This is a genomic window from Gelidimonas denitrificans (genome assembly GCF_055694065.1).
On the sequence record NZ_CM146350.1, the window covers coordinates 3,069,807 to 3,092,122 of the forward strand.

The 22,316-nt window shown below is 57.0% G+C and carries 20 protein-coding genes and 1 pseudogene; 11 read left to right on the forward strand and 10 right to left on the reverse strand.

The window, feature by feature from the left end:
- Positions 1 to 318 precede the first annotated feature (318 nt).
- From FKCLFG_RS14275 to FKCLFG_RS14300, 6 genes are all read right to left on the reverse strand, one after another.
- Positions 319 to 1,479 carry an IS30 family transposase gene (locus FKCLFG_RS14275; RefSeq protein ID WP_472613379.1) on the reverse strand — a complete coding sequence of 387 codons (1,161 nt, stop codon included), beginning with the start codon at positions 1,477 to 1,479 and terminating at the stop codon, positions 319 to 321.
- 75 nt (positions 1,480 to 1,554) lie between these two features.
- Positions 1,555 to 1,782 carry a PaaI family thioesterase gene (locus FKCLFG_RS14280; RefSeq protein WP_472613743.1) on the reverse strand — a complete coding sequence of 76 codons (228 nt, stop codon included), beginning with the start codon at positions 1,780 to 1,782 and terminating at the stop codon, positions 1,555 to 1,557.
- Positions 1,779 to 1,997: a PaaI family thioesterase gene (locus FKCLFG_RS14285; protein ID WP_472613744.1), complete on the reverse strand. Its 219-nt coding sequence runs from the start codon at positions 1,995 to 1,997 to the stop codon at positions 1,779 to 1,781. Before FKCLFG_RS14285 ends, FKCLFG_RS14280 begins: the two co-directional genes overlap by 4 nt.
- Before the next feature lie 279 nt (positions 1,998 to 2,276).
- Positions 2,277 to 3,656, reverse strand: a complete 1,380-nt coding sequence (locus FKCLFG_RS14290; RefSeq protein ID WP_472613745.1) for a sensor histidine kinase — start codon at positions 3,654 to 3,656, stop codon at positions 2,277 to 2,279.
- Between the two features lie 25 nt (positions 3,657 to 3,681).
- Positions 3,682 to 4,356: a response regulator gene (locus FKCLFG_RS14295; RefSeq protein WP_472613746.1), complete on the reverse strand. Its 675-nt coding sequence runs from the start codon at positions 4,354 to 4,356 to the stop codon at positions 3,682 to 3,684.
- The gene (locus tag FKCLFG_RS14300; RefSeq protein WP_472613747.1) at positions 4,356 to 4,688 is read right to left on the reverse strand and encodes a PepSY domain-containing protein; all 333 of its coding nucleotides are present in this window, start codon (positions 4,686 to 4,688) and stop codon (positions 4,356 to 4,358) included. The genes FKCLFG_RS14295 and FKCLFG_RS14300 overlap by 1 nt, the downstream gene beginning before the upstream one ends.
- A gap of 273 nt (positions 4,689 to 4,961) precedes the next feature.
- Here FKCLFG_RS14300 and FKCLFG_RS14305 point away from each other — a divergent pair, with 273 nt between their 5' ends.
- Together FKCLFG_RS14305 and FKCLFG_RS14310 are read left to right on the forward strand one after the other, a co-directional pair.
- Positions 4,962 to 5,909 (forward strand): DMT family transporter, encoded by a 948-nt coding sequence (locus FKCLFG_RS14305; protein WP_472613748.1) that lies wholly within the window; start codon positions 4,962 to 4,964, stop codon positions 5,907 to 5,909.
- Positions 5,909 to 6,775, forward strand: coding sequence for a sulfurtransferase (locus FKCLFG_RS14310; RefSeq protein ID WP_472613749.1), 867 nt, complete (start codon positions 5,909 to 5,911; stop codon positions 6,773 to 6,775). The genes FKCLFG_RS14305 and FKCLFG_RS14310 overlap by 1 nt, the downstream gene beginning before the upstream one ends.
- Before the next feature lie 337 nt (positions 6,776 to 7,112).
- Here the strand turns inward: FKCLFG_RS14310 and FKCLFG_RS14315 are convergent, their stop codons facing one another.
- The gene (locus tag FKCLFG_RS14315) at positions 7,113 to 7,487 is read right to left on the reverse strand and encodes a hypothetical protein (protein WP_472615904.1); all 375 of its coding nucleotides are present in this window, start codon (positions 7,485 to 7,487) and stop codon (positions 7,113 to 7,115) included.
- On the opposite strand from FKCLFG_RS14315, the gene FKCLFG_RS14320 reads away from it, so the two are divergent.
- The 5 genes and pseudogenes from FKCLFG_RS14320 (at position 7,374) to FKCLFG_RS14340 (ending at position 14,766) form a co-directional block, all read left to right on the forward strand.
- A complete protein-coding gene (locus FKCLFG_RS14320; RefSeq protein ID WP_472615868.1) occupies positions 7,374 to 8,813 on the forward strand; it encodes an OmpA family protein in 1,440 nt (479 codons plus the stop codon). The genes FKCLFG_RS14315 and FKCLFG_RS14320 overlap by 114 nt on opposite strands.
- A gap of 13 nt (positions 8,814 to 8,826) precedes the next feature.
- Positions 8,827 to 10,392, forward strand: coding sequence for a hypothetical protein (locus FKCLFG_RS14325; protein WP_472613750.1), 1,566 nt, complete (start codon positions 8,827 to 8,829; stop codon positions 10,390 to 10,392).
- On the forward strand, positions 10,389 to 11,222 hold the full coding sequence (locus FKCLFG_RS14330) for a hypothetical protein (RefSeq protein ID WP_472613751.1): 834 nt from the start codon (positions 10,389 to 10,391) through the stop codon (positions 11,220 to 11,222). Before FKCLFG_RS14325 ends, FKCLFG_RS14330 begins: the two co-directional genes overlap by 4 nt.
- A gap of 17 nt (positions 11,223 to 11,239) precedes the next feature.
- Positions 11,240 to 11,437 (forward strand): annotated as a pseudogene (locus FKCLFG_RS14335) (sulfurtransferase); the annotation flags it as partial.
- Between the two features lie 305 nt (positions 11,438 to 11,742).
- Complete coding sequence (locus tag FKCLFG_RS14340) at positions 11,743 to 14,766, forward strand: transglycosylase domain-containing protein (RefSeq protein WP_472613752.1); 3,024 nt, start codon at positions 11,743 to 11,745, stop codon at positions 14,764 to 14,766.
- A gap of 336 nt (positions 14,767 to 15,102) precedes the next feature.
- Here the strand turns inward: FKCLFG_RS14340 and FKCLFG_RS14345 are convergent, their stop codons facing one another.
- The 3 genes from FKCLFG_RS14345 to FKCLFG_RS14355 all read right to left on the reverse strand — a co-directional run bounded on the left by FKCLFG_RS14345 (position 15,103) and on the right by FKCLFG_RS14355 (position 17,647).
- Positions 15,103 to 15,507 carry a nuclear transport factor 2 family protein gene (locus FKCLFG_RS14345; protein ID WP_472613753.1) on the reverse strand — a complete coding sequence of 135 codons (405 nt, stop codon included), beginning with the start codon at positions 15,505 to 15,507 and terminating at the stop codon, positions 15,103 to 15,105.
- Positions 15,508 to 15,686: 179 nt separating this feature from the next.
- Complete coding sequence (locus tag FKCLFG_RS14350) at positions 15,687 to 16,445, reverse strand: DUF3108 domain-containing protein (protein WP_472613754.1); 759 nt, start codon at positions 16,443 to 16,445, stop codon at positions 15,687 to 15,689.
- 2 nt (positions 16,446 to 16,447) lie between these two features.
- Positions 16,448 to 17,647: a DUF3108 domain-containing protein gene (locus FKCLFG_RS14355; protein ID WP_472613755.1), complete on the reverse strand. Its 1,200-nt coding sequence runs from the start codon at positions 17,645 to 17,647 to the stop codon at positions 16,448 to 16,450.
- Between the two features lie 101 nt (positions 17,648 to 17,748).
- Between FKCLFG_RS14355 and FKCLFG_RS14360 the strand changes: the two genes are divergently transcribed.
- The 4 genes from FKCLFG_RS14360 (at position 17,749) to FKCLFG_RS14375 (ending at position 22,313) form a co-directional block, all read left to right on the forward strand.
- Positions 17,749 to 19,044, forward strand: coding sequence for a branched-chain amino acid ABC transporter substrate-binding protein (locus FKCLFG_RS14360; protein ID WP_472613756.1), 1,296 nt, complete (start codon positions 17,749 to 17,751; stop codon positions 19,042 to 19,044).
- 91 nt (positions 19,045 to 19,135) lie between these two features.
- Entirely contained in the window at positions 19,136 to 19,801 is a 666-nt protein-coding gene (locus tag FKCLFG_RS14365; RefSeq protein WP_472613757.1) for a PhaM family polyhydroxyalkanoate granule multifunctional regulatory protein, read from the forward strand.
- A gap of 498 nt (positions 19,802 to 20,299) precedes the next feature.
- Positions 20,300 to 21,820 carry an aldehyde dehydrogenase gene (gene adh / locus FKCLFG_RS14370; protein WP_472613758.1) on the forward strand — a complete coding sequence of 507 codons (1,521 nt, stop codon included), beginning with the start codon at positions 20,300 to 20,302 and terminating at the stop codon, positions 21,818 to 21,820.
- A gap of 106 nt (positions 21,821 to 21,926) precedes the next feature.
- Positions 21,927 to 22,313: a DUF779 domain-containing protein gene (locus tag FKCLFG_RS14375; protein ID WP_472613759.1), complete on the forward strand. Its 387-nt coding sequence runs from the start codon at positions 21,927 to 21,929 to the stop codon at positions 22,311 to 22,313.
- The last annotated feature ends 3 nt before the right edge of the window (positions 22,314 to 22,316 follow it).

Below are 22,316 nucleotides of genomic sequence, written 5' to 3' on the forward strand. Positions count from 1 at the left end.
TCCATAGCCAACTAACTAAGCGGGGTGCCGAAGCTCTGCTCAGCTTCTGAGGTGAACCTTTCATGGCACAGCCCACTGAACGCGACGTTCCACGTTCCACGTTTCATCTTTCATGTGCAAAGGAACGCAGAGCTGCTTGGTGGAACTGGAGCGCAGTTGCATGCAGGTGACGTCAGGATAGCTGGAACTCGGCGATCCAGGAATTTCGAGACCCATCCGGGGAACCGTAAGGATTCCTACGTAAATGAGTAACAGGCGCAAACGGCCATGGAATCAAGTCGTTTCTGCACTACTGAATGTCAGGAACCGACCTTGGATTCAACCGGTCGATGCAACAAATTGACTGAATTGTTCAGCCGGCGTTTGGTAGTGTAATGTTTTCCTTGGACGCTCGTTTAATTTTCGTGCCACGGCATTTAGCTGCGCCTGTGAGTAATCCGAAATATCGATCCCCTTGGGGAAATACTGCCTCAATAGTCCGTTCGTATTCTCATTGCTGCCACGCTGCCAGGGACTATGTGGATCACAGAAATAAACACTGATGTCGGTCGCCAACGTAAAGCGCTTGTGGTCCGCCATCTCTTTACCCCGATCCCAAGTTAGCGATTGATAGAGCTCCTGTGGTAACTGGCGAGCGTTTTTAATCAATGCGTTGATGACTGTTTCTGTGTCCTTGCTGGCGACCTTCACGAGCATCACATAACGGGTATGGCGCTCAACCAGGGTTGCGATCTGGCTATTGCGGTCCCCAAACAGCAAATCACCTTCCCAATGGCCCGGTACTGCTCGATCCTCCACTGCGGCCGGACGTTCACTAATCGAAACCGTGTCGGTGATTCGTCCGTGATTGACTGTCTTCTGCGTGTGATGGCGGGACCGGCGCATGGCGCGCGTACGCCGCAGATGCTCCAATAATTCCTTCTTCAGAGCACCGCGAGCCTGAATGAAGAGACTGCGATAGATCGTTTCATGTGACACCTGATAGTCATCGTTCTCCGGATACATGTGCTTGAGCCATCCGGCAATCTGCTCTGGCGACCACTGCAATCGTAGTTTGCCAGCCACAATACGTGCCAGTGTGGGATTGTCTATCAGCTTACAGTCCTTGGGACGATGTGCTCGATCCCAGGCAGCTTGATCAGCCTGGCTTGCACGATAGTCTTCTTGGCCGCCATTACGATTGATCTCACGGCTAATCGTTGATGGCGCCCGCTTGAGCAATGCAGCGATGGAGCGAATCGAGTGACTGGCAGCCAATGCACGCGATATCTCTTCGCGCTCGGCCAGGGTCAATGCCAATGGAGAACGGCGTCGCTCTGCAGGACCTATGCCGCCTGTCTCGGCCAGGATGCGTTGGATCGATGCGTGATTCCGGTCGAACAACTGGGCAATCTGTTGGAGGGATTCGCCTTTCTTCCAGCGCTCCCACATCAATGCCTTCTGGCTTTCTGTGTAATAGATCCGAGGTCTCTGTGCCATCTGCAACACTCCTTTTGCTTATGCAGTTTCTAGTGTGTTGCATCGACCGGTTGAATCCAAGACCCAAAGCGGACACTACTTCTCTGTCTTTCCGTGCATGACCATAATGGTCTGCTGCATGAGGGCACAAAGAGTTTCCTTGCCATCTTTGAGGGCGAATACCTCTGCCTTGGTCACAATCAGCGTCCTACCGGGGCGGATAACCTGTCCTCGCGCAATAAGCTTCTCGCCGTCTGCAGGTGCAACAAGGTTCATCTTGTATTCGACAGTCAATACCGAAGCACTGGCAGGCACCATGGTCATTGCCGCAAACCGGCAGCTGAATCAGCAATCATCCCCACCACACCTCCATGCACGAAGCCATGCTGCTGCTCTATGCCGTCCCAGTGCGGCACATGGATTTCGGTACGCCCGTGTTCGACAACAGGCAACGTGGCCTGAATCAGATGCATCGCGTTTTGCTTGTCGAAACTGGCAGTGACACATTCGACGAAGTCTGGGTTGGCAAGACGCGTCATAACACCTCCGGGTTGTTTATAGGCAATGCGGTTACGAATTGTGACGCAACAAAACCCGAAGGCGATTCGCCAAGATGTAACGACCTTGGTTTATGCAGAACGTCCGGTTTGGCCGGTAGCCGCCGGCGAAACATCGCTGGCCGCCTCTCCGATCCCACCATTAATCCCATCCCGCATCAGCTTGATCTGGAGTATGCATAAAAAACATGCATTTACCGCATGATTCAATTGGCTCGTGAAAAATACATAATAGTGTATATATTTCAACGCAAGACTGCGTCAGCCGGCACCAAACGCCGGCAGCGTCACATCGACCCGCACTCCGCCCAACGCACCTTTCGGCACAATTGCAAGGCTGCCGCCGTACAGGACCGCGATTTCTTCCACGATTGCCAAACCCAGGCCGAAGCCGACTTGCGCTTCGTCCAGGCGTTCGCCGCGCTGTCGCGCCAGCGTGCTGGCGACTTCGTCCGGCATGCCGGGGCCGTCATCCTGTATCCGGATGCTGATCCGGGCTTTAGGATCGACATCGGCATCGGTCTGCGGACATAACCCGATATCGACCAGACACAACGAGTGCGCCCATTTGATCGCGTTTTCCATCAGATTGCCGAGCAGTTCGATCAAGTCCTGGCGATCGATTGCGGCTTGCAGCGCTGCATCGCCTTTGACCACAATCTCGATCTGCGGCGCAATCCGGCGCAGGGCGGCCGCAACTTCCTGCGCAATCGCCAGCGGCGTGGCGCCGGTCTGCGCACTGTGCGCGGCGCTGCGGGCCGAGATGCGGGCGCGCGCCAGATGGTAAGCCACCGTGCGATTCAGCAGCGCAATTTGCTGCTGCGCCAGCGCCAAGTCCGGCGTACTGCTGGCGAGCGCATTGGTGACTACCGTGAGCGGCGTCTTCAGTGCATGCGCCAGATTGCCGACGTAGCAACGGGCGCGCTCGACGGCTTGATGATTCTCCGCCACCAGCGCATTGATCTCAGCGAACAACGGCGCAATTTCATCCGGCGCGTTGAGCGCCAATCGTGTGTTCTGGCCGCGACGTATTGCGTGCAGCGCATTTTTAGCCTGACGCAAAGGGCGCAGCCCGGCGATCACGATCACGCATACGCCGGCCACCAGCAGCGCGCCGAGCGCAGTCAGGCCAAACAGCAGGCTGCGCCGCAGGCTGGCGATTTCGCGTTCGGTATTTTCCTGCCCCACTGCGACTTGCACCCACACCGTTTGCTTGAAATCCGGCAGCGTGATGGCGCGAGCCAGCAGCCGCACATCTTCATTGCGCGGGCCTTTGATGGTGCTCCACTGCGAGCCGCTGTTATTGGCATTATTGTTATTACCGGGCTGCGGCGATGGCAGAATTTCGTCCCACAAGGATTTGGAACGCAGCAGATTGCCGGCCGCAGTGATTTGCCAGTAGACGCCGGACAGCGGCTGATCGAACTCGGGCGTGGGCAAGCTGTGCGGCAACTGGATCACGCCGTTGTCATCGAATTCGACATTCGCGGTGACCGCGTCATGCAGGGCGGATATCCGGGCGTCGGCGGCGTTTTGCAACTGGCGCGTGGTGGCCTGGTTCACATATAAACCGACCACCGTCAAGCCCAGCACCACCCATAGCGCGGACAGAATGGCGAGGCGCAGCGTGATGGATTTCATTGTGATGCCGACGTGTTAGACCACATTAGGCAACATTAGAAATCGGCAGCACCAGCCGGTAACCCTGGCCGCGCAGGGTTTCGATCTTGTCGTCGCCGAGCTTCTTGCGCAGGCGCGCCACCAGCACTTCCAGGGTATTGCTGTCGCGGTCGAAATCCTGGCTATACAGATGCTCGGTCAGTTCGGTTTTCGAAATCGGGCGGCCGGCGTGGTGCGCCAAATAGGCCAGCAAGCCGTATTCCATCGCGGTCAGCCGCACCGGCGATCCGGCCAGACTGACGCTTTGCGTGACGGTATCCAACTGCAAATCACCGACCACAATCGTCGCACTGGCGCGGCCCTGGGTGCGCCGCACCAGCGCATTGATGCGCGCCAGCAGCTCGGCCATCACAAATGGCTTGACCAGATAATCGTCGGCACCGGCATTGAGACCATCCACCTTGTCGGTCCAGGCGTCGCGCGCGGTCAGAATCAAAACCGGCATCGTGTGCCCATCCTGACGCCACTGGCGCAGCACGGATAAGCCATCGAGTTGCGGCAAGCCCAAATCCAAAATCACCGCGTCATAAGGTTCCGATTCGCCCAGGAATTTGCCTTCGCGCCCGTCCACCGCCTGATCGACCGCATAGCCCTGTTCCAGCAAAACGGTCTTGATTTGCCGGGCGATTTCAATATTGTCTTCGACTATCAGCACCCGCATCAGCGCTTCTCCTGTACCTGGCCCTTGGCGCCGATGATACGGCCCGTTTGCGCATTGATTTTCAGTTTGTAGACGCGGCCATTCGCCGGCAGCAACTTGAGTTTGTAGACCCAAATTTCATCATAGCGCTCCAGTTCGGTCTTGACCACCCGGCCCACATAGCGCTGTTCGACCTGGTCCAGGATTTCGGCCAAAGGTTTGATATGCCCGGCTGCCATGGCGGCGCGGGCCAGGTCGTGCTCTTCACGCTCGTCATCATGATCGTCAGCCTGCAGGCCGCCGGAGGCGAGCGCGATCAGCACGCTAAATAAGAGAAATCGAAATATTTTCATCATATGCACAAGCATGACAACGCAAACATGAACTGTAGCTGAATGAAGCGATAAGCGCCGGTTCAGCAGCAGGTGATTAGCATCCTGCCGTTGGTTTGCGCATCCGTCGCCGGCTACCATTGAAATGGTGCTTATACTTTTCGCCCGCGGAAGCGTTCCACAGCGCAAGCCGCCGCTCGGCTACACTATCGGCTTTGCGATTTGCGCAAACGATTCTTACCTGAATCTCGCTTAATTCGCGCCGCCACCCCACTCTCTTCCCGGCCCTACCCTATGCAATCACTCTGGATGCTGTGCGCCACTTTTCTGTTCGCCATCATGGGCCTGTGCGTCAAGCTCGCGTCAGACTTGTATTTGACTTCTGAAATCGTGATGTTTCGCGGCTTGATCGGGGTCCTGTTCATGCTGGCGCTGGTGCGCTTGAATGGCGGCACGCTGCGCACCCAGTTCGGACGCGAGCATCTGTGGCGCGGCGCGGTTGGGGTGGTCGCGTTCTGGTGCTGGTTTTATTCGTTCAGCGTACTGCCGCTGGCGATGGCGGTCACGCTCAATTACACCGCGCCGATCTGGCTTGCCGTGATCCTGTTTGCAATCGGCTGGTGGCGCGGCAAGACGCATCTGGAGTGGGGCTTTGCGGCGGCGATTGCGGCCAGCTTTGCCGGCGTGGCGCTGCTGCTGCAACCCACCATCCATGCCGACCAGTGGGTTGGCAGCCTGTTTGCACTTGGCTCCGGCATGCTCTCGGCGCTGGCATATTTGCAGGTGCGCCGACTGGGATTGATGGGCGAACCGGAATACCGGGTCGTGTTCTATTTTTCGCTGATCAGCCTGTGCGCCGGCTTGTGCGGCACGCTCATCATGAGTCCGTCAGCGCTGCTGCAAACGCATAGCGCCAAGGGGCTCGTGCTGCTGCTGGGCGTAGGCATCAGCGCCACATTCGGCCAGGTAGCCATGACGCGCGCCTATCGACTCGGCAATACGCTAGTCACCGCCAACCTGCAATACAGCGGCATCGTGTTTTCCAGCATCTGGGGCATCCTGATCTGGGGCGATATGCTGGGGCTCAATAGCTGGCTGGGCATTGCGGTGATCCTGATCAGCGGCATCAGCGCCACTTATTACAACGCCCGCAATGCCGCCAATGCCCGTAATGCTACCTTGGCGGCAGACGCAGAAACCATTACGAACCACCCGGAAACCATCACCCCCAGGAGCGCCTGATGTCATTTACTACTGCATTCACCACCCTGATCACCGCCGCCGAACTGGCGCAAGCCCGACCCGACAACAACTGGGTCGTGCTGGATTGCCGCCACGACCTCGCCAATCCCGAAGCCGGGCGCAGCGCCTATGCCGCCGCCCATCTGCCGCAGGCGCAGTTCGCGCACCTTGATAACGATCTGGCCGGCCCCAAGATCGGCCACGATGGACAATTTCACGGCCGCCACCCGTTGCCGGAGCGCGACGCATTCGTGGAAACGCTACGCAACTGGGGCATCGATAATGACACCCAAGTAGTCGCCTACGACGCCAGCGGCGGCATGTTCGCGGCCCGGCTGTGGTGGATGCTGCGCTGGGTCGGACACGATGCGGTTGCAGTGCTTGACGGCGGCCTGCCGGCCTGGCTGCAGGCCGGCCACCCGCTGACCACCACTGCGCCAGCGCTGCGGCGCGGCACGCTCGCAGCCCGCGCTGCTCTGACCGCCAGCGTGGACGTTGCCGCCGTGCTGGTCAATCTAGCCAGCGGAACGCGCACGGTGCTGGACGCCCGTTCGCCGGACCGCTACCGCGGCGAAAACGAAACCCTGGACGCGGTCGGCGGCCATATTCCCGGCGCCAAAAACCGCTTCTTCAAGGACAACCTGCAAGCCGATGGCAGCTTCAAGCCGGCGGCCCAATTGCAGGCCGAATTCGCCACCCTGATCGACACCCCGCAAGCCACCATCTCCCAATGCGGCTCCGGCGTCACCGCCTGCCACAACCTGCTGGCGATGGAAGTCGCCGGCCTGCCGGGCGCGGCGCTGTATCCCGGCTCCTGGAGCGAATGGTGCGCCGATCCGGCGCGCCCGGTGGCCACTGGCGGATAGACATACTAATAGTTGTATTTTTTATTGCCGCTTGTTTCATATGCGGTAAATGATACATTTATGCACATACTCCAGTTATTTTATTAAACTGCAAAGATCTGCGAAAGCCCTGATCCGAGCGCTTCCTTTTATCCTGCAGTAAATTCCTGATCCGCTGATACCGGGCATCTTTCCATGCAGATGCCCGTCTTTTCTGCGCGCCCTCTTATTCCCATCAGCGAGCATGACAGATCCCGCAACGCATAAATGCAGGCAGCACATTCGACCAAATCCGATAGTATTGCACACCATAAATAATTGCATTTTGGCATTAATTTTCGGATATGATGTGTAGCTGCTAACGCCCGACTCCCTCATTACGCTCCCAATTCATTAAGGATTCACCCATCTCATGCGCAAGCCAGAAGTACGATCCGCACTGCCAAAAATTACCATTGCCTTGGCCTGCAGCCTGCTTGTCAATGGTTGCGCAGTCGACCCGAGGACGGGTCAACCCTCCTTTCAAGAGACGTTCAACAGCAATGATCCCTGCGCAAACAATGCGCGCAATATTGGAATTGTGGCGGGCACCGTCCTGGGCGCAGTGCTCGGGCATCAAATGGACAAGAATGCCGGCAAATTTATCGGTGCCGGGCTCGGCGCTCTTGTTGGCGGCTTTATCGGTGCCGATATGGACCAACGGCGCTGTGCGCTGGCCAAAGTGGCGCAGCAATACCAGCTGGACATGTCTTTCGCAATGGTCGACGGCGAAGGTCAGGTCATTGATGATGCAGCCCTGAAGAACAGCCGCAATGCCGACGCAGTGAAAAAAGCTGCAATCGGCACGGTCATCTCGATTCGTGATCAAGCCGGAGCAGGCGGCCATTTTGAAGCAAATTCGGACAAGCTCACCTCACGCGCACAGGAGTACTTCGGTGCGATTGCACAGAGCTACAACAACGACAAAATCGCGCGGGGGATTGCCGACCCAAAAGCCCGGCAAGACTACCTGCGGCAAAACGCGCAACGCAAACTGTTATTGGTCGGGCATACCGACGACACCGGATCATCCCGGCTCAATGCTGATTTATCCGAGCGTCGGGCCAAGGCTGTCTCGCAGTTTTTAGCAGAACAAGGGCTGCCAAAGAGCTCCATTTACTTCCAGGGTGCGGGGGAAAGCTACCCGATGGTGGATAACGATACCGAAACCGGACGCGCGCAAAACAGGCGCGTCGAGATCATTGAACTCGCCAGCGACGCCAATCTCCAAAAATATCTGGAAGCACGCGCGCCGAAATACCAGTACTACCGAGGAGTGGAAGCATTACCGAGCAAGGTTGTAGTTGCTACGCAGACCAAAGTAGAAAAAACATCTAGGCCAGCAACCGCTTCCCGGCCCAGAACTGCTGCGATACAAGAGTCGGCAACCCACCCTGCTGCAATTAAAATTGCGACAAATAAAGCGTCGCCGAATGTAGATACGATCGACTTTGGCGGGGCACCTCTGACGCAATCGACGGCTGTTGCCAATCTGGGCAAAATTGAACAAGAAAAATCCTGGTTCTCGATCATCAGCCCGGCATACGCCGATGAGTCGGCTGTTCTGCGCGACTGCACACAGGATCGTCCTCGCGCAAGCGGTGCAGTTAAGGCATTAAGCGATGGCAAGGTATACCAGACCAATGAACATTTGCCGGGACTGTATGGAAAAACCTGGTCCGACCAGGTTAATGGGCACCTGATTGTCGTCAACAAGGTGGCGGTGCTCAAGAATGGTGCGGCATTAACCAGACTGCCCGAATTCAAGGTCTACAAGAACTACAAACCATCGGTCCAACGCAATCAGGTGCCGGACGTGTCCATCACGCCAGAGGTCAACACGTATCTGGGCAGTAACGGGGTGTTATATCGGATGTTTTTGAATGGTAATGCCGGTGTGCGTTGCGTCGACATACTATTTAATAGCAAAGGTGTGACAGCTGCCAAAGCCGGAAAACTGCTATACGCACATGACGGCAAAACTTACGTTGCCGACTTCAAGCCAACCATTGTTCAATAATTAAAAGGTTCTCATGAAAGAATTTTTTGCAGCTTATCCTGTGGCCGCCTGGAGCATCGTGAGCGTGATGCTTGCTCTTGCAGTGATGGCTACCCTATGGGAAAAAATAAAATGGTGGTGGCACAACACCGCATATAGTTTTCCGCTGATCGGGCGCATTGCACGACTGGCAGGGGATGGCAATATGGATGGGACCAACTCCGGCTGGTACAAGGCCGAGCGCACTTTGTGTCGCGATTACAAGAAATTCATTCGGATCCAGGATGAACATGATTTCAACGAAAAGATTACTTACCTGACCAAAGCTGGAGACAACGGACGCCGCGAAACACCGGGATGGATCTGGGTTTTAACGATCGCAATGGTGTTTGTAGAGGCCATGGGGTTCAGCTACGTATTGGCAGGATATACATTGCCCGGCGCCAGCGAAAATTTGCAGCAGACTGGTGCCTACGGCATTGCCTTTCTTATTTCGGTCATCCTGGTGGCTTTTACCCACTTCGCCGGCCATGAGCTATTCAAGTCAGGGCAAATCAAAAACGCACGGCGCGAATGGAACTACGACAAAAACGAACGGCGCGAATCCATCGAAGATAGTCCTAAATTGACAACCGGGACAATACCGCTGGCACGGCCACAGTCATCTGATGACAATCAGCCGACCTATGCACAACTTACAAATCGTGTCGGAACCCATTCAGGCTACGTCATCTTTATATCTACCATCGTCTTTGTCCTATTCATCGCAGCTTTTGCTACGTATGTTCGTGGCCAGGTGCTTGAAAAACAGTTGCAGCAGCAAGTAACCGGACAAACTGAGCAGGCAGCGCTTTCGGAAAACATCGCATCAAGTGGTCTGGACATGTCTGCCAACGAAAGCACTAATTTGCCGGATGCAGATCGTCAAGCGAATAAACAAGCAGATGACAAGGCGTTGCAAGACGAAGCCAATATCGACCGTCATGGTGGCTGGGGTACATTCATCGTGCTGGCGTTCGTATTTGTGTTCTTACAGATACTCGGTGTGATCTTCGGTTTTCGATGGAGTTTTGCGGGGAAGAACAGTTCAGATGCATTTCGCGCAATTGGCGCAGGCCGTTATGCAACCTATACGGATGTACGGGAGCACTACCGGGAAATAGCAGATGTTGCGCAAAGCAAGCTTGAAACATTGCAGCAAAAAATGATGGAAAAAAACTCTCGTTCTGGTACGAATGCACAATACACGACAAAAAGTTTTCGGGATTTCATGCAGGATGCCCGGGAAGAGGAGGCGAAGGACCGGAATAATGAACGTCAGCACGCCACAGGCAACGCCGTTCATAATCAACCTATCACTCTATCAACTGCAACTGCGACTGCAGCGGCTCCTACCGTAAACGCCAAAACCGAGCATCCTGACATTGGCAGCGTGCTGCAACAACTTGACGCGCTGGCGGACAAAGGTGCCAAGAAAGCTTTATTAGATACACTCCCAGAAGCTTTGGATAAGCAAGTGCGTGCAGCCCTTAAAGCAAAAAAAGCAGAGAACGATCAGAAAAGCCGCGAACGCGACGCCGAACTGGAGAGTTTGCTGTGAAGCGCGCTGCGTTCATTTTGGGTTTGTTCTTGCCCGTTGCCGCATTGGCGAGCCAAAGCGATGCCATTTCATCCTGCTATGATCAAAAATTGCAGGTGAAACCGGTACCGATTGCAACCGAAATTTTTATTGCGATCGATCAGACTACCCCGCTCGATCCAAAGTTAAAACAGCTGGTGGCAGACAATATCAAGCCGTTTTTGAGCGCCAATCATGGCTTTACCGTCATGACGTTCTCTGCCTACACCCAAGGCCGATACACTGCAGTGGTGGTCTCGGGCAAGCTGAGTCCGGCATTGGACGCCACCCAGCGCAATGATGTTTCCAAGCCGTTGCTGGGTAAATTCGATCAGTGCATGGCGCGGCAACCGCAGCAAGCGGCGCGCATAGTGGGCGGCGCACTGCGGACCGCTTTTGATGACACGTCAACAGACATTGCGAAGTCCGATGTTTTGGCCAGCATAAAGGACATATCGTCAAAAGTGCGGCAATCGACTGCGCAAAACAAGGTTGTTCTCATTGTGTCCGACATGCTGGAAAACTCATCGGTTTCTTCTTTTTATAGCAACAAAGGCCAGTCGGTTCGAAGAATTGAGCCGCTCAATGAAATGAAGCTGGTCGAGCAAAACCAGCTGTTAGCTGATTTTAGCGGTGCGCGAATTTACGTGGTTGGCGCTGGCCTGTTGTCTGATGATGCAAATAAATCCAAACGCTATCGCGCCCCCCAAACCATGCAGGCGCTCACCAGCTTTTGGCGTTTGTATTTTGAAAAATCCAACGCACAACTCGTCGAGATGGGCAAGCCAGCTCTACTGAACCCGGTGAAGTAATTGTGTAGACGCGGTGGGCGGCCCAATTGCAGGCCGAATTCGCCACCCTGATCGACACCCCGCAAGCCACCATCTCCCAATGCGGCTCCGGCGTCACCGCCTGCCACAACCTGCTGGCGATGGAAGTCGCCGGCCTGCCGGGCGCGGCGCTATACCCCGGCTCCTGGAGCGAATGGTGCGCCGACCCGGCGCGCCCGGTGGCCACTGGCGAATAAGCATACTATTATTGGTATTTTTATTCGCCGCTTTTCTTATATGCGGTAGATGGCATGTTTTTTAACATACTCCTGATATTTTATTAGAATACCGGAAAAAATATCGAACATGCCAAGGTTGATGTAACGTATTTCTTGCGTAGTTTTGCGCCGTCTTGCGCTGCCCTTATCGACCCTGCGAGAGATGTCTGATGCGCAAAAGTGTGGTTTTTAAGTGACAGGGTGCTTGCTGTGCCCGTCTGGCGGGGATGTATCATACGACGTAGCCCGCTCGGGATAATCGGCAGTAAAACTCACACTCAACTATGTATATGCGGGAAAAGAAATCATTGTATTTTTGGTTCAAGTTGGCGCTGGCAGGCACGCTATTGATCGCACTCGTCGTCGCTGGATTGCTGGCGGTGCAGGAAATGCGCACTTCGGCCTATCAAGCGCGCTTTTTTGCCGCGCTGGCGCAGAAGATGACGTATGCGGTCGGGACTGGCCCCAGTCCGTCGATCCGGTTCCCGCAGAAAACACCCTATGACGAGCGCCTTGGTTATTCCGAATTGCCGATTTTGATCGGCAATCTGCAAAAGCACGACTTCGAAATCGTGCAGCAGGCGCGGATCTCGCCGCGCATGGCGCAGTTGGTCGACGACGGTTATTTCGCCCCGTATCCGGAGAAACTCCAGAGCGGCCTGACGATTTTCGACTGCCACAACGACCGTTTGTTTGCGGAGCGTTATCCGGAGCGGGTCTTCAAGAGTTTTGACGAACTGGCGCCGACTCTGATCGATAGTCTGCTGTTCATCGAGAACCGCGAATTGCTCGATGTGCGCTATCCGAAGCGCAATCCGGCGGTGGAATGGGATCGGCTGGCAATAGCGTCGTTCAATCAGGCTTTGCAGAAAGTCGGCGGCACCGGCAGAGCCGCAGGCGGCAGCACGCTGGCGACCCAGATCGAAAAATACCGCCACTCTCCCGACGGACGCACCGCCTCGATAGAGGACAAGCTGCGCCAAATGGTGTCGGCTTCGCTGCGCGCCTACCAACAAGGCGAAGACACCAGCGCGGCGCGGCGTCAGATCGTGGTCAATTACATGAATACCATGCCGCTCTCGGCCCGGTCCGGCTTCGGCGAGGTGCATGGCATCGGCGACGGTTTGTGGGTCTGGTACGGGCGCGACTTTGCCGACGTGCAGCGCATCCTGAAATCCGCTCCGACCGGCGACCAGGCCGAGCAGGCGCTGCTGTACAAACAGGCGCTGAGTCTGCTGATCTCGCAGCGCCGGCCATCCTATTATTTCAACGGCAAAGAAGCCGAACTGGAGCAGTTGACCAACAGTTATCTGCGCTTGCTGGCCAGCGTCGGCGTGATTCCACCGGCGCTGCGGGATGCGGCGCTGGAGGCGAAGCTGAACCGGAATCCGAGCCGGGACGCAGCGCCCGCGTTTTCTTTCATCGCGCGCAAGGCGGCCAACACGGTGCGCACGCATCTGGCCGGCTTGCTGGGCGGCAGCCGCCTGTACGATCTGGACCGGCTCGACGTCAGCGTGGCCAGCACGCTGGATGCGCCGGTGCAAGCGGCGGTCACCGATTTGTTGCGCGGCTTGCGCCTGCCGGCCAACGCGGCAGCGGCCGGGCTCGACAGCAAGCATTTGCTGGGGCAAGGTGATCCGGCCAATGTGGTGTACAGCTTTACCCTTTACGAGCGCGGTCCGAACGCCAATATGCTGCGGGTGCAGACCGATAATTTCGACCAGCCGCTCAATATCAACGAAGGCACCAAGCTCGACCTCGGCTCGACCGCCAAACTGCGCACGCTGCTGACCTATCTCGACATCATCGCCAATCTGCACCAGCGCCTGGCGCCGCTGGACGCTGCGCAATTGCGCGCGCAGGAAGTGAGCCAAAAAGACGTTCTGACGCGCTGGGCGGTCGATTATCTGGCCAGCGCACAAGACAAAAGCCTGAACCCGATGCTGGCGGCGGCGCTGGAGCGGCGCTATTCTGCCAGCCCGGGGGAAGGGTTTTATACCGGTGGCGGCCTGCACCATTTCGATAACTTCCAGCACTCCGACGACAGCAAGATACTGTCGGTGCGCGACGCCTTGCGCAATTCGGTCAACTTGGTGTTCATCCGGCTGATGCGCGACGTGGTGCATCACTACATGTACCAGATCCCCGGCTCCACCGCCAAGCTGCTGCAGGATGCCGACGATCCGCGCCGCGCCGTGTATCTGGCCCGCTTCGCCGACCGCGAAGGACAGGTGTTCATGCGCCGCTTCCTGGTCAAATACCGGGGCAAGACAGCGCAGCAAGCCGAAGATTTGCTGCTGGAAAACGTGCGTCCGAGCGTGTCGCGGCTGGCCGCGATCTTCCGCACCATTTTGCCGGATGCGCCGGCCGATCAGTTTGCCGCCTTTCTGAAGAGCCAGCTGCCGCCCGAAACCGATCTGGGCGAAAAAAGAATCGCCACGCTGTATCAGCAATACGCGCCGCAAAACATGTCGCTGGCCGACCGCGGCTATCTGGCCCGCATTCACCCGCTGGAATTGTGGCTGGTAGGCTATCTGCGCAACCATCCGGGCGCGACCCAGACCCAAGTCATGCAAGCCAGCGCCAAGCAGCGGCAGGAAGTGTATGCGTGGCTGTTCAAGACCCGGCGCAAGAATAAGCAGGACACGCGGATTATGAACCTGCTCGAAGGCGAAGGTTTTCTGGAAGTGCACCGGCAATGGGCGCGGCTGGGTTATCCGTTCGACACCATGGTGCCGTCCTACGCCTCGGCGCTGGGCGCGTCGGCCGACCGTCCGGCGGCGCTGGCGGAATTGATGGGAATCATCGTCAACGATGGCGTCAGAAAGCCGGATCTGCGCATCAAATCGCTGCACTTCGCCGCCACGACGCCGTATGAAACCCTGCTGCAACACAAGTCCGGGGCGGCGGAACAAGTGCTGGCGCCCGAAGTGGCGCAAGCGGCGCGCGGCGCGTTGCGGCTGGTGGTGGAAGACGGCACCGCCAAACGGGTCCGGGGAGCATTCATCCGGCCCGACGGCAGCAGCATCCCGGTCGGCGGCAAGACCGGCACCGGCGACCACCGCTTCGACACTTACGGCGTGCATGGCCAGTTGATTTCATCGCGGGTGGTGAACCGCACCGCCACCTTCGTCTTCAACATCGACGAGCGCTTCTTCGGCACCATCATCGCCTACGTAGCTGGCCCGCAAGCCGCCGACTACGACTTCACCAGCGGCTTGCCGGTGCAACTGCTGAAAGTGCTAGCGCCGCGTCTGCTGCCCTTGATCAATGCAGTCCCAGACGGAGCCAGTGCTTGCGTGCGTTGAGGCCGATTACCGCGTTTCATAGACACTCGGTTCAAAATCAAGTCTTTTTACTTTGAAATTACAGCGCTGTAGGTGCGAATTTATTCGCACCTACAAGTTCATGGCTTTCCGGTGGGGACAATCGCCGATATTTTTCACTGGCCAGGGTGAGCGCAGCCGAATCAACAAATTTAAAAAATACGAGGGTATAGGTAAAAACATGCCATTTACCGCACGTATATATTTCGGAAAACATAAATACATGCAACGGTATATTGACTGATACAACCTATTACTCACGAAAATCACGAACACACGTCATTCGTAGAGTGCCTTACAAATTGCGCCTTACGGTCTTCAATTCTTCTGGTAGGCAGCCGCGGCAGCCGCGGTATCGGAATATTCCTGGAATTTGACGATCTTTCCATCCTGCACAGTAAACACATGGGCCCAGTCGCTTTCCATCATGCGGCCGGTAGCTTTCACACGCCACGCGCCATATCCCAGCACCACTACTTTGTCGCCCTGCGCAATAAACTCTTCCGGAGCAAATTGCTGCATTTCCTGCGCATCGGTAAGCTCCGAGAAAAACTGCGTAACCTGCTCCCGCCCGTGCCGTTTGCCGGCAAACGGCACGTTTTCCAATGCAGGAAATTCCCAGTCGATGTCATCTGAAAATAAGCTGAGTAAAGTCCGCATGTCGTCATTTTTGAAACTGTCGTACGCCCGCTTCACCAGCTGGGTATTTTGTTGCTCGTTCATCATATTCTCCTTCCAATGATTGAATGAATGAGGAATATAACGATTCGCCGTATGCGCCGGTCTGTCAATAAATCAGACGCCGCATCTGCGCCTGACATGATCTTGCTCAACGATTTCCAGAACGCATCATCGCAACGCGTGCCCAGCTCCACAATTCCCACGCAATCCATGCGTATGCGCTAATTCACCCGGTCGATGCGCTCCAGCGTTTGTTCGATGAAATCGCTATCGGCCTCGGAAAAGCGCAGCCGCACCGGATACCAGTCGCGCGTGGGCGCCAGCCAGATGTCGAGTTGCTGTTCCTTTGAATCGGGCGGCGGCATTTTAAGTACATGCATCGCTTGCAGCTTGCCGAGCGGCGTGTCGATGGCCTCTTTCCCGATTACCTTGAAGGTCCAGGCTTGTGCATCGTGCTGCCCGGCGACGAAAAACCGCCATTGCGATCCGGCCTTGAATTTGTTCGGTGCGCCGCGCGCGACCGCTACCAGTTGCCAGATTGCGCTGGTGCGGTCCTGCTCGCCGCCTTTGAGCGGGTAACTCAGCTCGGATTCGGTGAAGCGGATGACCTTGTTTTGACGGTCGAAGCTGGTGGTGGTGAGCGGCTTGCGAAAGCGTTTTTCGGTCGATTGCAGCGGCGCCAGGCCAAATGTATCAATCGCGCCGCTGCTGCCGGCGTCCAGAATCCGCCCCAGAATCGCCGCCTCGGTCTGGGTGCTGATGCTGTATTGCCGGTCCTTGGCGCGCCATTCGACGTTGGCCTTGCCGCTCAGGGAAATACCGCTCTGCCTGGCTTTGATGCCGTAGGACAAATCAGCGGAGGGCGCCAGGTTGGTGGCATAACGCTTGAGCGGATGCTCGGGCAGCGGCTGCGCTGCGGCTGCGGCAGTAGCGCAGCACAGGCACAGGGCCAGCAAGTTGGAGTAAGTATTGCGCAACATATTTATTGTTCCTGTGGGTTGGTAGAGGGTGGTGCGATCTGCTCGATGACCGAGGCGGCCATGTTCAGATAATCGCCATTATTTTCGGTGTAGCGCAGCCGCACCGGATACCACTGATTCTGCGGCGCCAGCCAGATGTCGATCTTCTGATCAAACGAAGCGGCGCGTGGTTGCCGCACCAGATGCCATGCCTGCATCTGACCCGCCGGCAGCTCGATCTGTTCCAGTCCGATGACGCGGATAGGCCAGGTTTCGGCGTCGCGCACGCCGGCCACCATGATCTCGATCTGCGCCCCGGGCGCGAACAGGCTGCTATCGCCGCGGCCAAGAGCGGCCAGTTGCCAAATGATGCTGGCCCGATCCTGCTCGCCGCCTTGACGCGGATACGTCAGGGTGGAAGCGGAAAAGCTGACGACCTTCGGTTCGCGCCGGAAGTGGGTATTGGTGGCCGACTTGCGGAAGCGTTTTTCGGTATACAGCAGCGGCGCCACGCCGAAGCTGTCGAGCGCGCCTTCGCTGCGGAATTCCAGTACGGTAAAGAACAATACGCTGGCTTGGCCGTTGACGGTATAGGCATTGCCATCGGTTTGCCAGGCGATTTTGCCGCTGCCGTAGACGGCCTTGCCGTCCTTCTGCGATTGCACCTCGTATTTGATCAGCACCGGCGGCGGCGGATCGATTGCCTGCTGCAATGCGGCGGCGGCGGGCTTGGTGGCGGATTCAGTGTTGGATTCGGCGATGGATTCGGATTCGGATTCGGCGTCGGGCCCGGTGCGCGCTGCCGCCACCGCGTCCGGCGTCGGCTCGAGGGCGGGCTCGATGCTGCTCCCCGGTACTTCCTCCGCCAATGCTGTTGTCTCAACTGGGGTGGTCTCTGGCGGGGCGACCGCGCTCATTGCCGGCGCGCCCGGGATGGTGTCTGCCGGCTTGGACGCCGGGTGATGTTTTGGCTTCGTCTTAACGGCCGGCTTGCGCACGGCGCGTGGCGGCGCTACAGAAGCCGGAGCCGGAGCCGGCGTCTGACGCAAGTGCAATTGCGCGGTGACGACGTTATGCGACGGTGGCGGTGCAGTTGGCGCGGGAATGCCAATCTGCCAGCCGGCCTGATTCAACACCATCCCATGCAGCAAGACAGAGGCAAGCAGCAAAGCAAGCCAGCGTTTTGGCTGGGCTCGTGGCGCTGAATGGATGGATTTCGTCATCCCGCAAGTGTATATGCTGGCAACGAGAAGCGCAGCCCTACAAGCAGTGCAGCATATTTTGGTCAGCGCGTAAAATAAGCGTTTTTTTCAGGCCGCCACCTATGTCGAAATTTTTAATCGCACTGATTTCGCTATGCTGCATCCTGTCGGCCCACAGCGCAGTCTCAGCAGCAACAGCAGTTCCTGCAGGCACGCCAGCGCCGATCGAAATCGGCATGATCGAGGGCATGTCGGGTCCGTTCGCCAATGCCGGCGCTGCGGTGCAGCGCAACGTGCAGCTGGCCATTGAGCGGGTCAATGCCCGCGGCGGGGTCGCTTTGCCGGACGGCAAGCATGCGCTGCAATTGCGCATTTTCGACAACAAGCAAAGCGTCGAAGCGGCGCTGGTCGAATTCAGGCGCGCCACCGATTTAGGCATTCCCTTCATCATCCAGGGCAACAGCTCGGCGGTGGCGCTGGCCTTGGTCGATGCCATCAACAAGCATAACCAACGGGCGCCGGAGCAGCGCGTGCTGTTCTTGAATTATTCCGCCGTCGATCCGGCCCTGACCAATGAAAAATGCAGTTTCTGGCACTTCCGCTTCGATGCCAGCGCCGACATGCGCATGCATGCGCTGACCGAAGTCATCAAGACCGATAGCCGCGCCCGGCGGGTGTATCTGATCGGCCAGGATTACAGCTTCGGCCGCCTGGTGGCGCAGGCGGCGCGCAGCCAGTTGCGCGTAAAACGGCCCGACATCGAGATCGCCGGCGAGCTGCTGCATCCGATCGGCAAGATCAAGGATTTCGCTCCCTATATCGCCAAAATCAAGGCCAGCGGTGCCGACACCGTGATCACCGGCAACTGGGGCAATGACCTGACCCTGCTGGTCAAGTCGGCCCGCGAATCCGGCCTGAACGTGAAGTTTTATACCTTCTACGGCAACGGCCTGGGCGCGCCGGCAGCCATCGGCGAAGCGGGCGTGGGCAGCGTGCGCGCGGTGGCCGAGTGGCATCCGAACGCCGGCAGCGGCGGCAAAAAATCGGCATCCGATCAGTTTTATCAGGCATTCCGACAGCGCTATCCGCAACCGGAAGACGATTACGTCTTTTTGCGCATGCACCTGATGATTGAGATGCTGGCCAACGCCATCGAAAAAGCCCACAGCACCGAGGCCACAGCGGTGGCAAGAGCGCTCGAAGGGGCGCGCTTTGCCAATGCGTTCCATAACGCCACCATGCGCGCATCCGACCACCAGCTGATCCAGCCGCTGTATGTGTCGGTGATGCAAAAACTGGCCGGCAGCGGCATCCGCTTTGACAACGAAGGCAGCGGTTTCGGCTTCAAGACCGAGCTTTACCTGAGCGGCCCGGCCACCGCATTGCCGACCAGCTGCCGCATGGCGCGCCCGCATTGAAGCTAAAACCAGCCGCGCAAACATGCGTCGTTTGCCTGCCGCAAGGCGCTGATATCTGCTACGCTGATCATTTACATAACGGAGAACAATCATGACCCAAGGTAATATGTTTGGCGCAGGACCGATGACCGATACGCTCGATTTCGTCAAGAAACTATGGGGCGGCATGAGCGTTCCCGGCATGCCGGCGATGGTAGCGCCGACCTTGTCGGTGGAAGAACTGGAGCAGAAAATAGCCGACCTGAAGGCGGTCGAAACCTGGCTCAACGTCAACATGACCATGTTGCGCAATACGATCCAGACCATGGAAGTGCAGCGCGCCACCATCGGCACATTGCAATCGATGAGCAGCGCCTTCCAGACGGCAGTCAATAGCAGCACCGAAGAAAAATTCGATACCAGCGCATTCTGGTCCGCGCTGCAATCCGGGAACACCAGCCCGGCTGCGCCCGCCATCGTTCCGCCTACGCCGCCAGCACCGCCAGCACCGCCAGCGCCAAAGGCGACGGTGAGCGCGCCGTCGGAACTGGCCGCCCAGATGGCCAGCCCGGCCGCATGGTGGGACATCCTGCAGAATCAGTTCAAGCAAGCGGTCAGCAGTGCAATCGTCGAGCCGGAGACTAAAGCCGCCAGCGTTGCCGCAACGCCAAAAACCCCAGCCGCGCCGCACAAACCCGTCGCCAAAGCTACGTCAAAACCGGCAGCAGCAAAACCTGCGCCTGCCGCTCCCAAGCGCAAGCCAGCGTCCAAAGCCTGACCGGCAGACCAACAGACCAACAATAAGCAGCGCGGCTTACGGCCGCCCCCGCTTGCTGCGCCGATTTTTTGCGGCATGAAACATACAAGTCCTTGTATATTTCATGCCGCACTGAAATAAAGCGTGAAAAGCACGTTTTTTCGTGATACTCCCGCACAAATCATAGAAATTCCGCACCATCCGGCGAGAGCCGGATGCGAGCGCGCCATCATGCATTACGAGCGAATTGTCCATCGACTGTTTCCAAAGCCCGGCACTGGAACAATTTGCAACAGTCGCTCTCACACTGTTCAAAAAACAATCACTTTACATAAAATCATAAACAGCAATTCGACCTTCTCCGACTTACCGGAACAGTGCTGAAGCCCCAAGTGACGCGCCATTCCCGGGTTTTTATCGAAAAAACCAAGCTGGCATGGCGATTGCACTAACAGTCATGTGCACGATGCACTTGTTGCAAATAACAATCGACATAATCACTTTGGGAAAGAGGACGACATGAATCTCGCAGACATCAGCAAATTAGGCGTAAAAAATCCATTCAAACAACGCTATGACAATTTCATCGGCGGCAAATTCGTAGCGCCGGTCAACGGTGAATACTTCGCCAATATCACGCCGATTACCGGCCAGCCATTCTGCGAAATCGCCCGCTCCACCGCAGAAGACGTCGAACTGGCGCTCGATGCAGCCCATGCCGCCAAAGATGCCTGGGGCAAAATTTCGCCAGCCGAGCGCGCCAACATCCTCAACAAAGTCGCCGACCGGATGGAAGCCAATCTGGAATTGATCGCCACTGCCGAAACCATCGACAACGGCAAGCCGATTCGCGAAACCATGAATGTCGATATCCCGCTGGCGATTGACCATTTCCGCTACTTTGCCGGTTGCATCCGGGCCCAGGAAGGCAGCGTTTCGCAGATCGATTCCGAAACCTATGCGTACCACTTCCATGAGCCGCTCGGCGTGGTCGGCCAGATCATTCCGTGGAATTTCCCGATTCTGATGGCGGTCTGGAAACTGGCGCCCGCGCTGGCCGCCGGCAACTGCGTGGTGATGAAACCCGCCGAGCAAACCCCGGCATCCATCCTGGTGTTGATGGAACTGATCCAGGATCTGCTGCCTGCCGGTGTGGTCAACATCGTCAATGGCTTTGGCCTGGAAGCCGGCAAGCCGCTGGCATCGAGCAAGCGCATCGCCAAAATCGCCTTTACCGGCGAGACCGGCACCGGCCGCCTGATCATGCAATACGCTGCGCAAAATCTGATCCCGGTGAGCCTGGAACTGGGCGGCAAATCGCCCAACATCTTCTTTGCCGACGTGATGGATCAGGACGATGAGTTCTTCGACAAATGCCTGGAAGGTTTCGCGATGTTTGCGGTGAACCAGGGCGAAGTCTGCACTTGCCCATCGCGGGTATTGATCCAGGAATCGATCTATGAAAAATTCATGGAACGCGCGCTAAAACGCGTGGCGGCCATCAAGCAAGGCAATCCGCTCGATGCAACTACGATGATGGGGGCCCAGACTTCGCAAGAGCAGATGGATAAGATCATGTCCTACATGGACATCGGCACCCAGGAAGGCGCCGACAAGCTGCTCGGCGGCGAGCGTTGCGATCTGGGCGGCGATCTGGCCGGCGGCTATTACATCAAGCCGACGATATTCCACGGCAACAACAAGATGCGCATCTTCCAGGAAGAAATTTTTGGCCCAGTGGTATCGGTCACTACTTTCAAGGATGAAGCAGAAGCGCTGGAAATCGCCAATGACACCATGTTCGGTTTGGGCGCCGGCTTGTGGACCCGCGACGGTTCGCGCGCCTTCCGCGTCGGCCGCGCAATTCAGGCCGGCCGCGTCTGGACCAACTGCTATCACCTGTACCCAGCCCATGCTGCGTTCGGCGGTTACAAACAGTCCGGTTTTGGCCGCGAAAACCACAAGATGATGCTGGATCATTACCAACAAACTAAAAACTTGCTGGTCAGCTATAGCCCGAAAGCGCTCGGCTTCTTTTAAGCCTTTTTTTGTAGGTTGGGTGAGCGGCTTTATCGCGCAACCCGACATTTGCGGCTGTGAATGTCGGGTTACGCTGCGCTAACCCAACCTACATTGGAGTCAATATATGACCCACACAATCCTCCGCGTGACGGCAACCCAGGCGACGCTGGATTTGCTGCAAACGCTGCATCAAAAACACGGGCCGCTGATGTTTTTTCAATCCGGCGGCTGCTGTGACGGTAGCGCCCCGATGTGCTATCCCGCAGGTGAATTCGCGATTAGCGACACCGATGTTCATTTGGGTAACCTCGGTGCGCTGCACAGCACACCGTTTTATATGGGCGCCGAACAGTTCGAATACTGGAAGCACACCCAACTCATCATCGATGTGGTGAATGGCAACGGCGGCATGTTTTCACTGGAAAACGGTTCAGGCCAACGCTTTCTGACGCGCTCGCGTCTATTCACCGATGCCGAATGTGCGATCCTGGAAAAACAGGGCAAGACCTGAGAA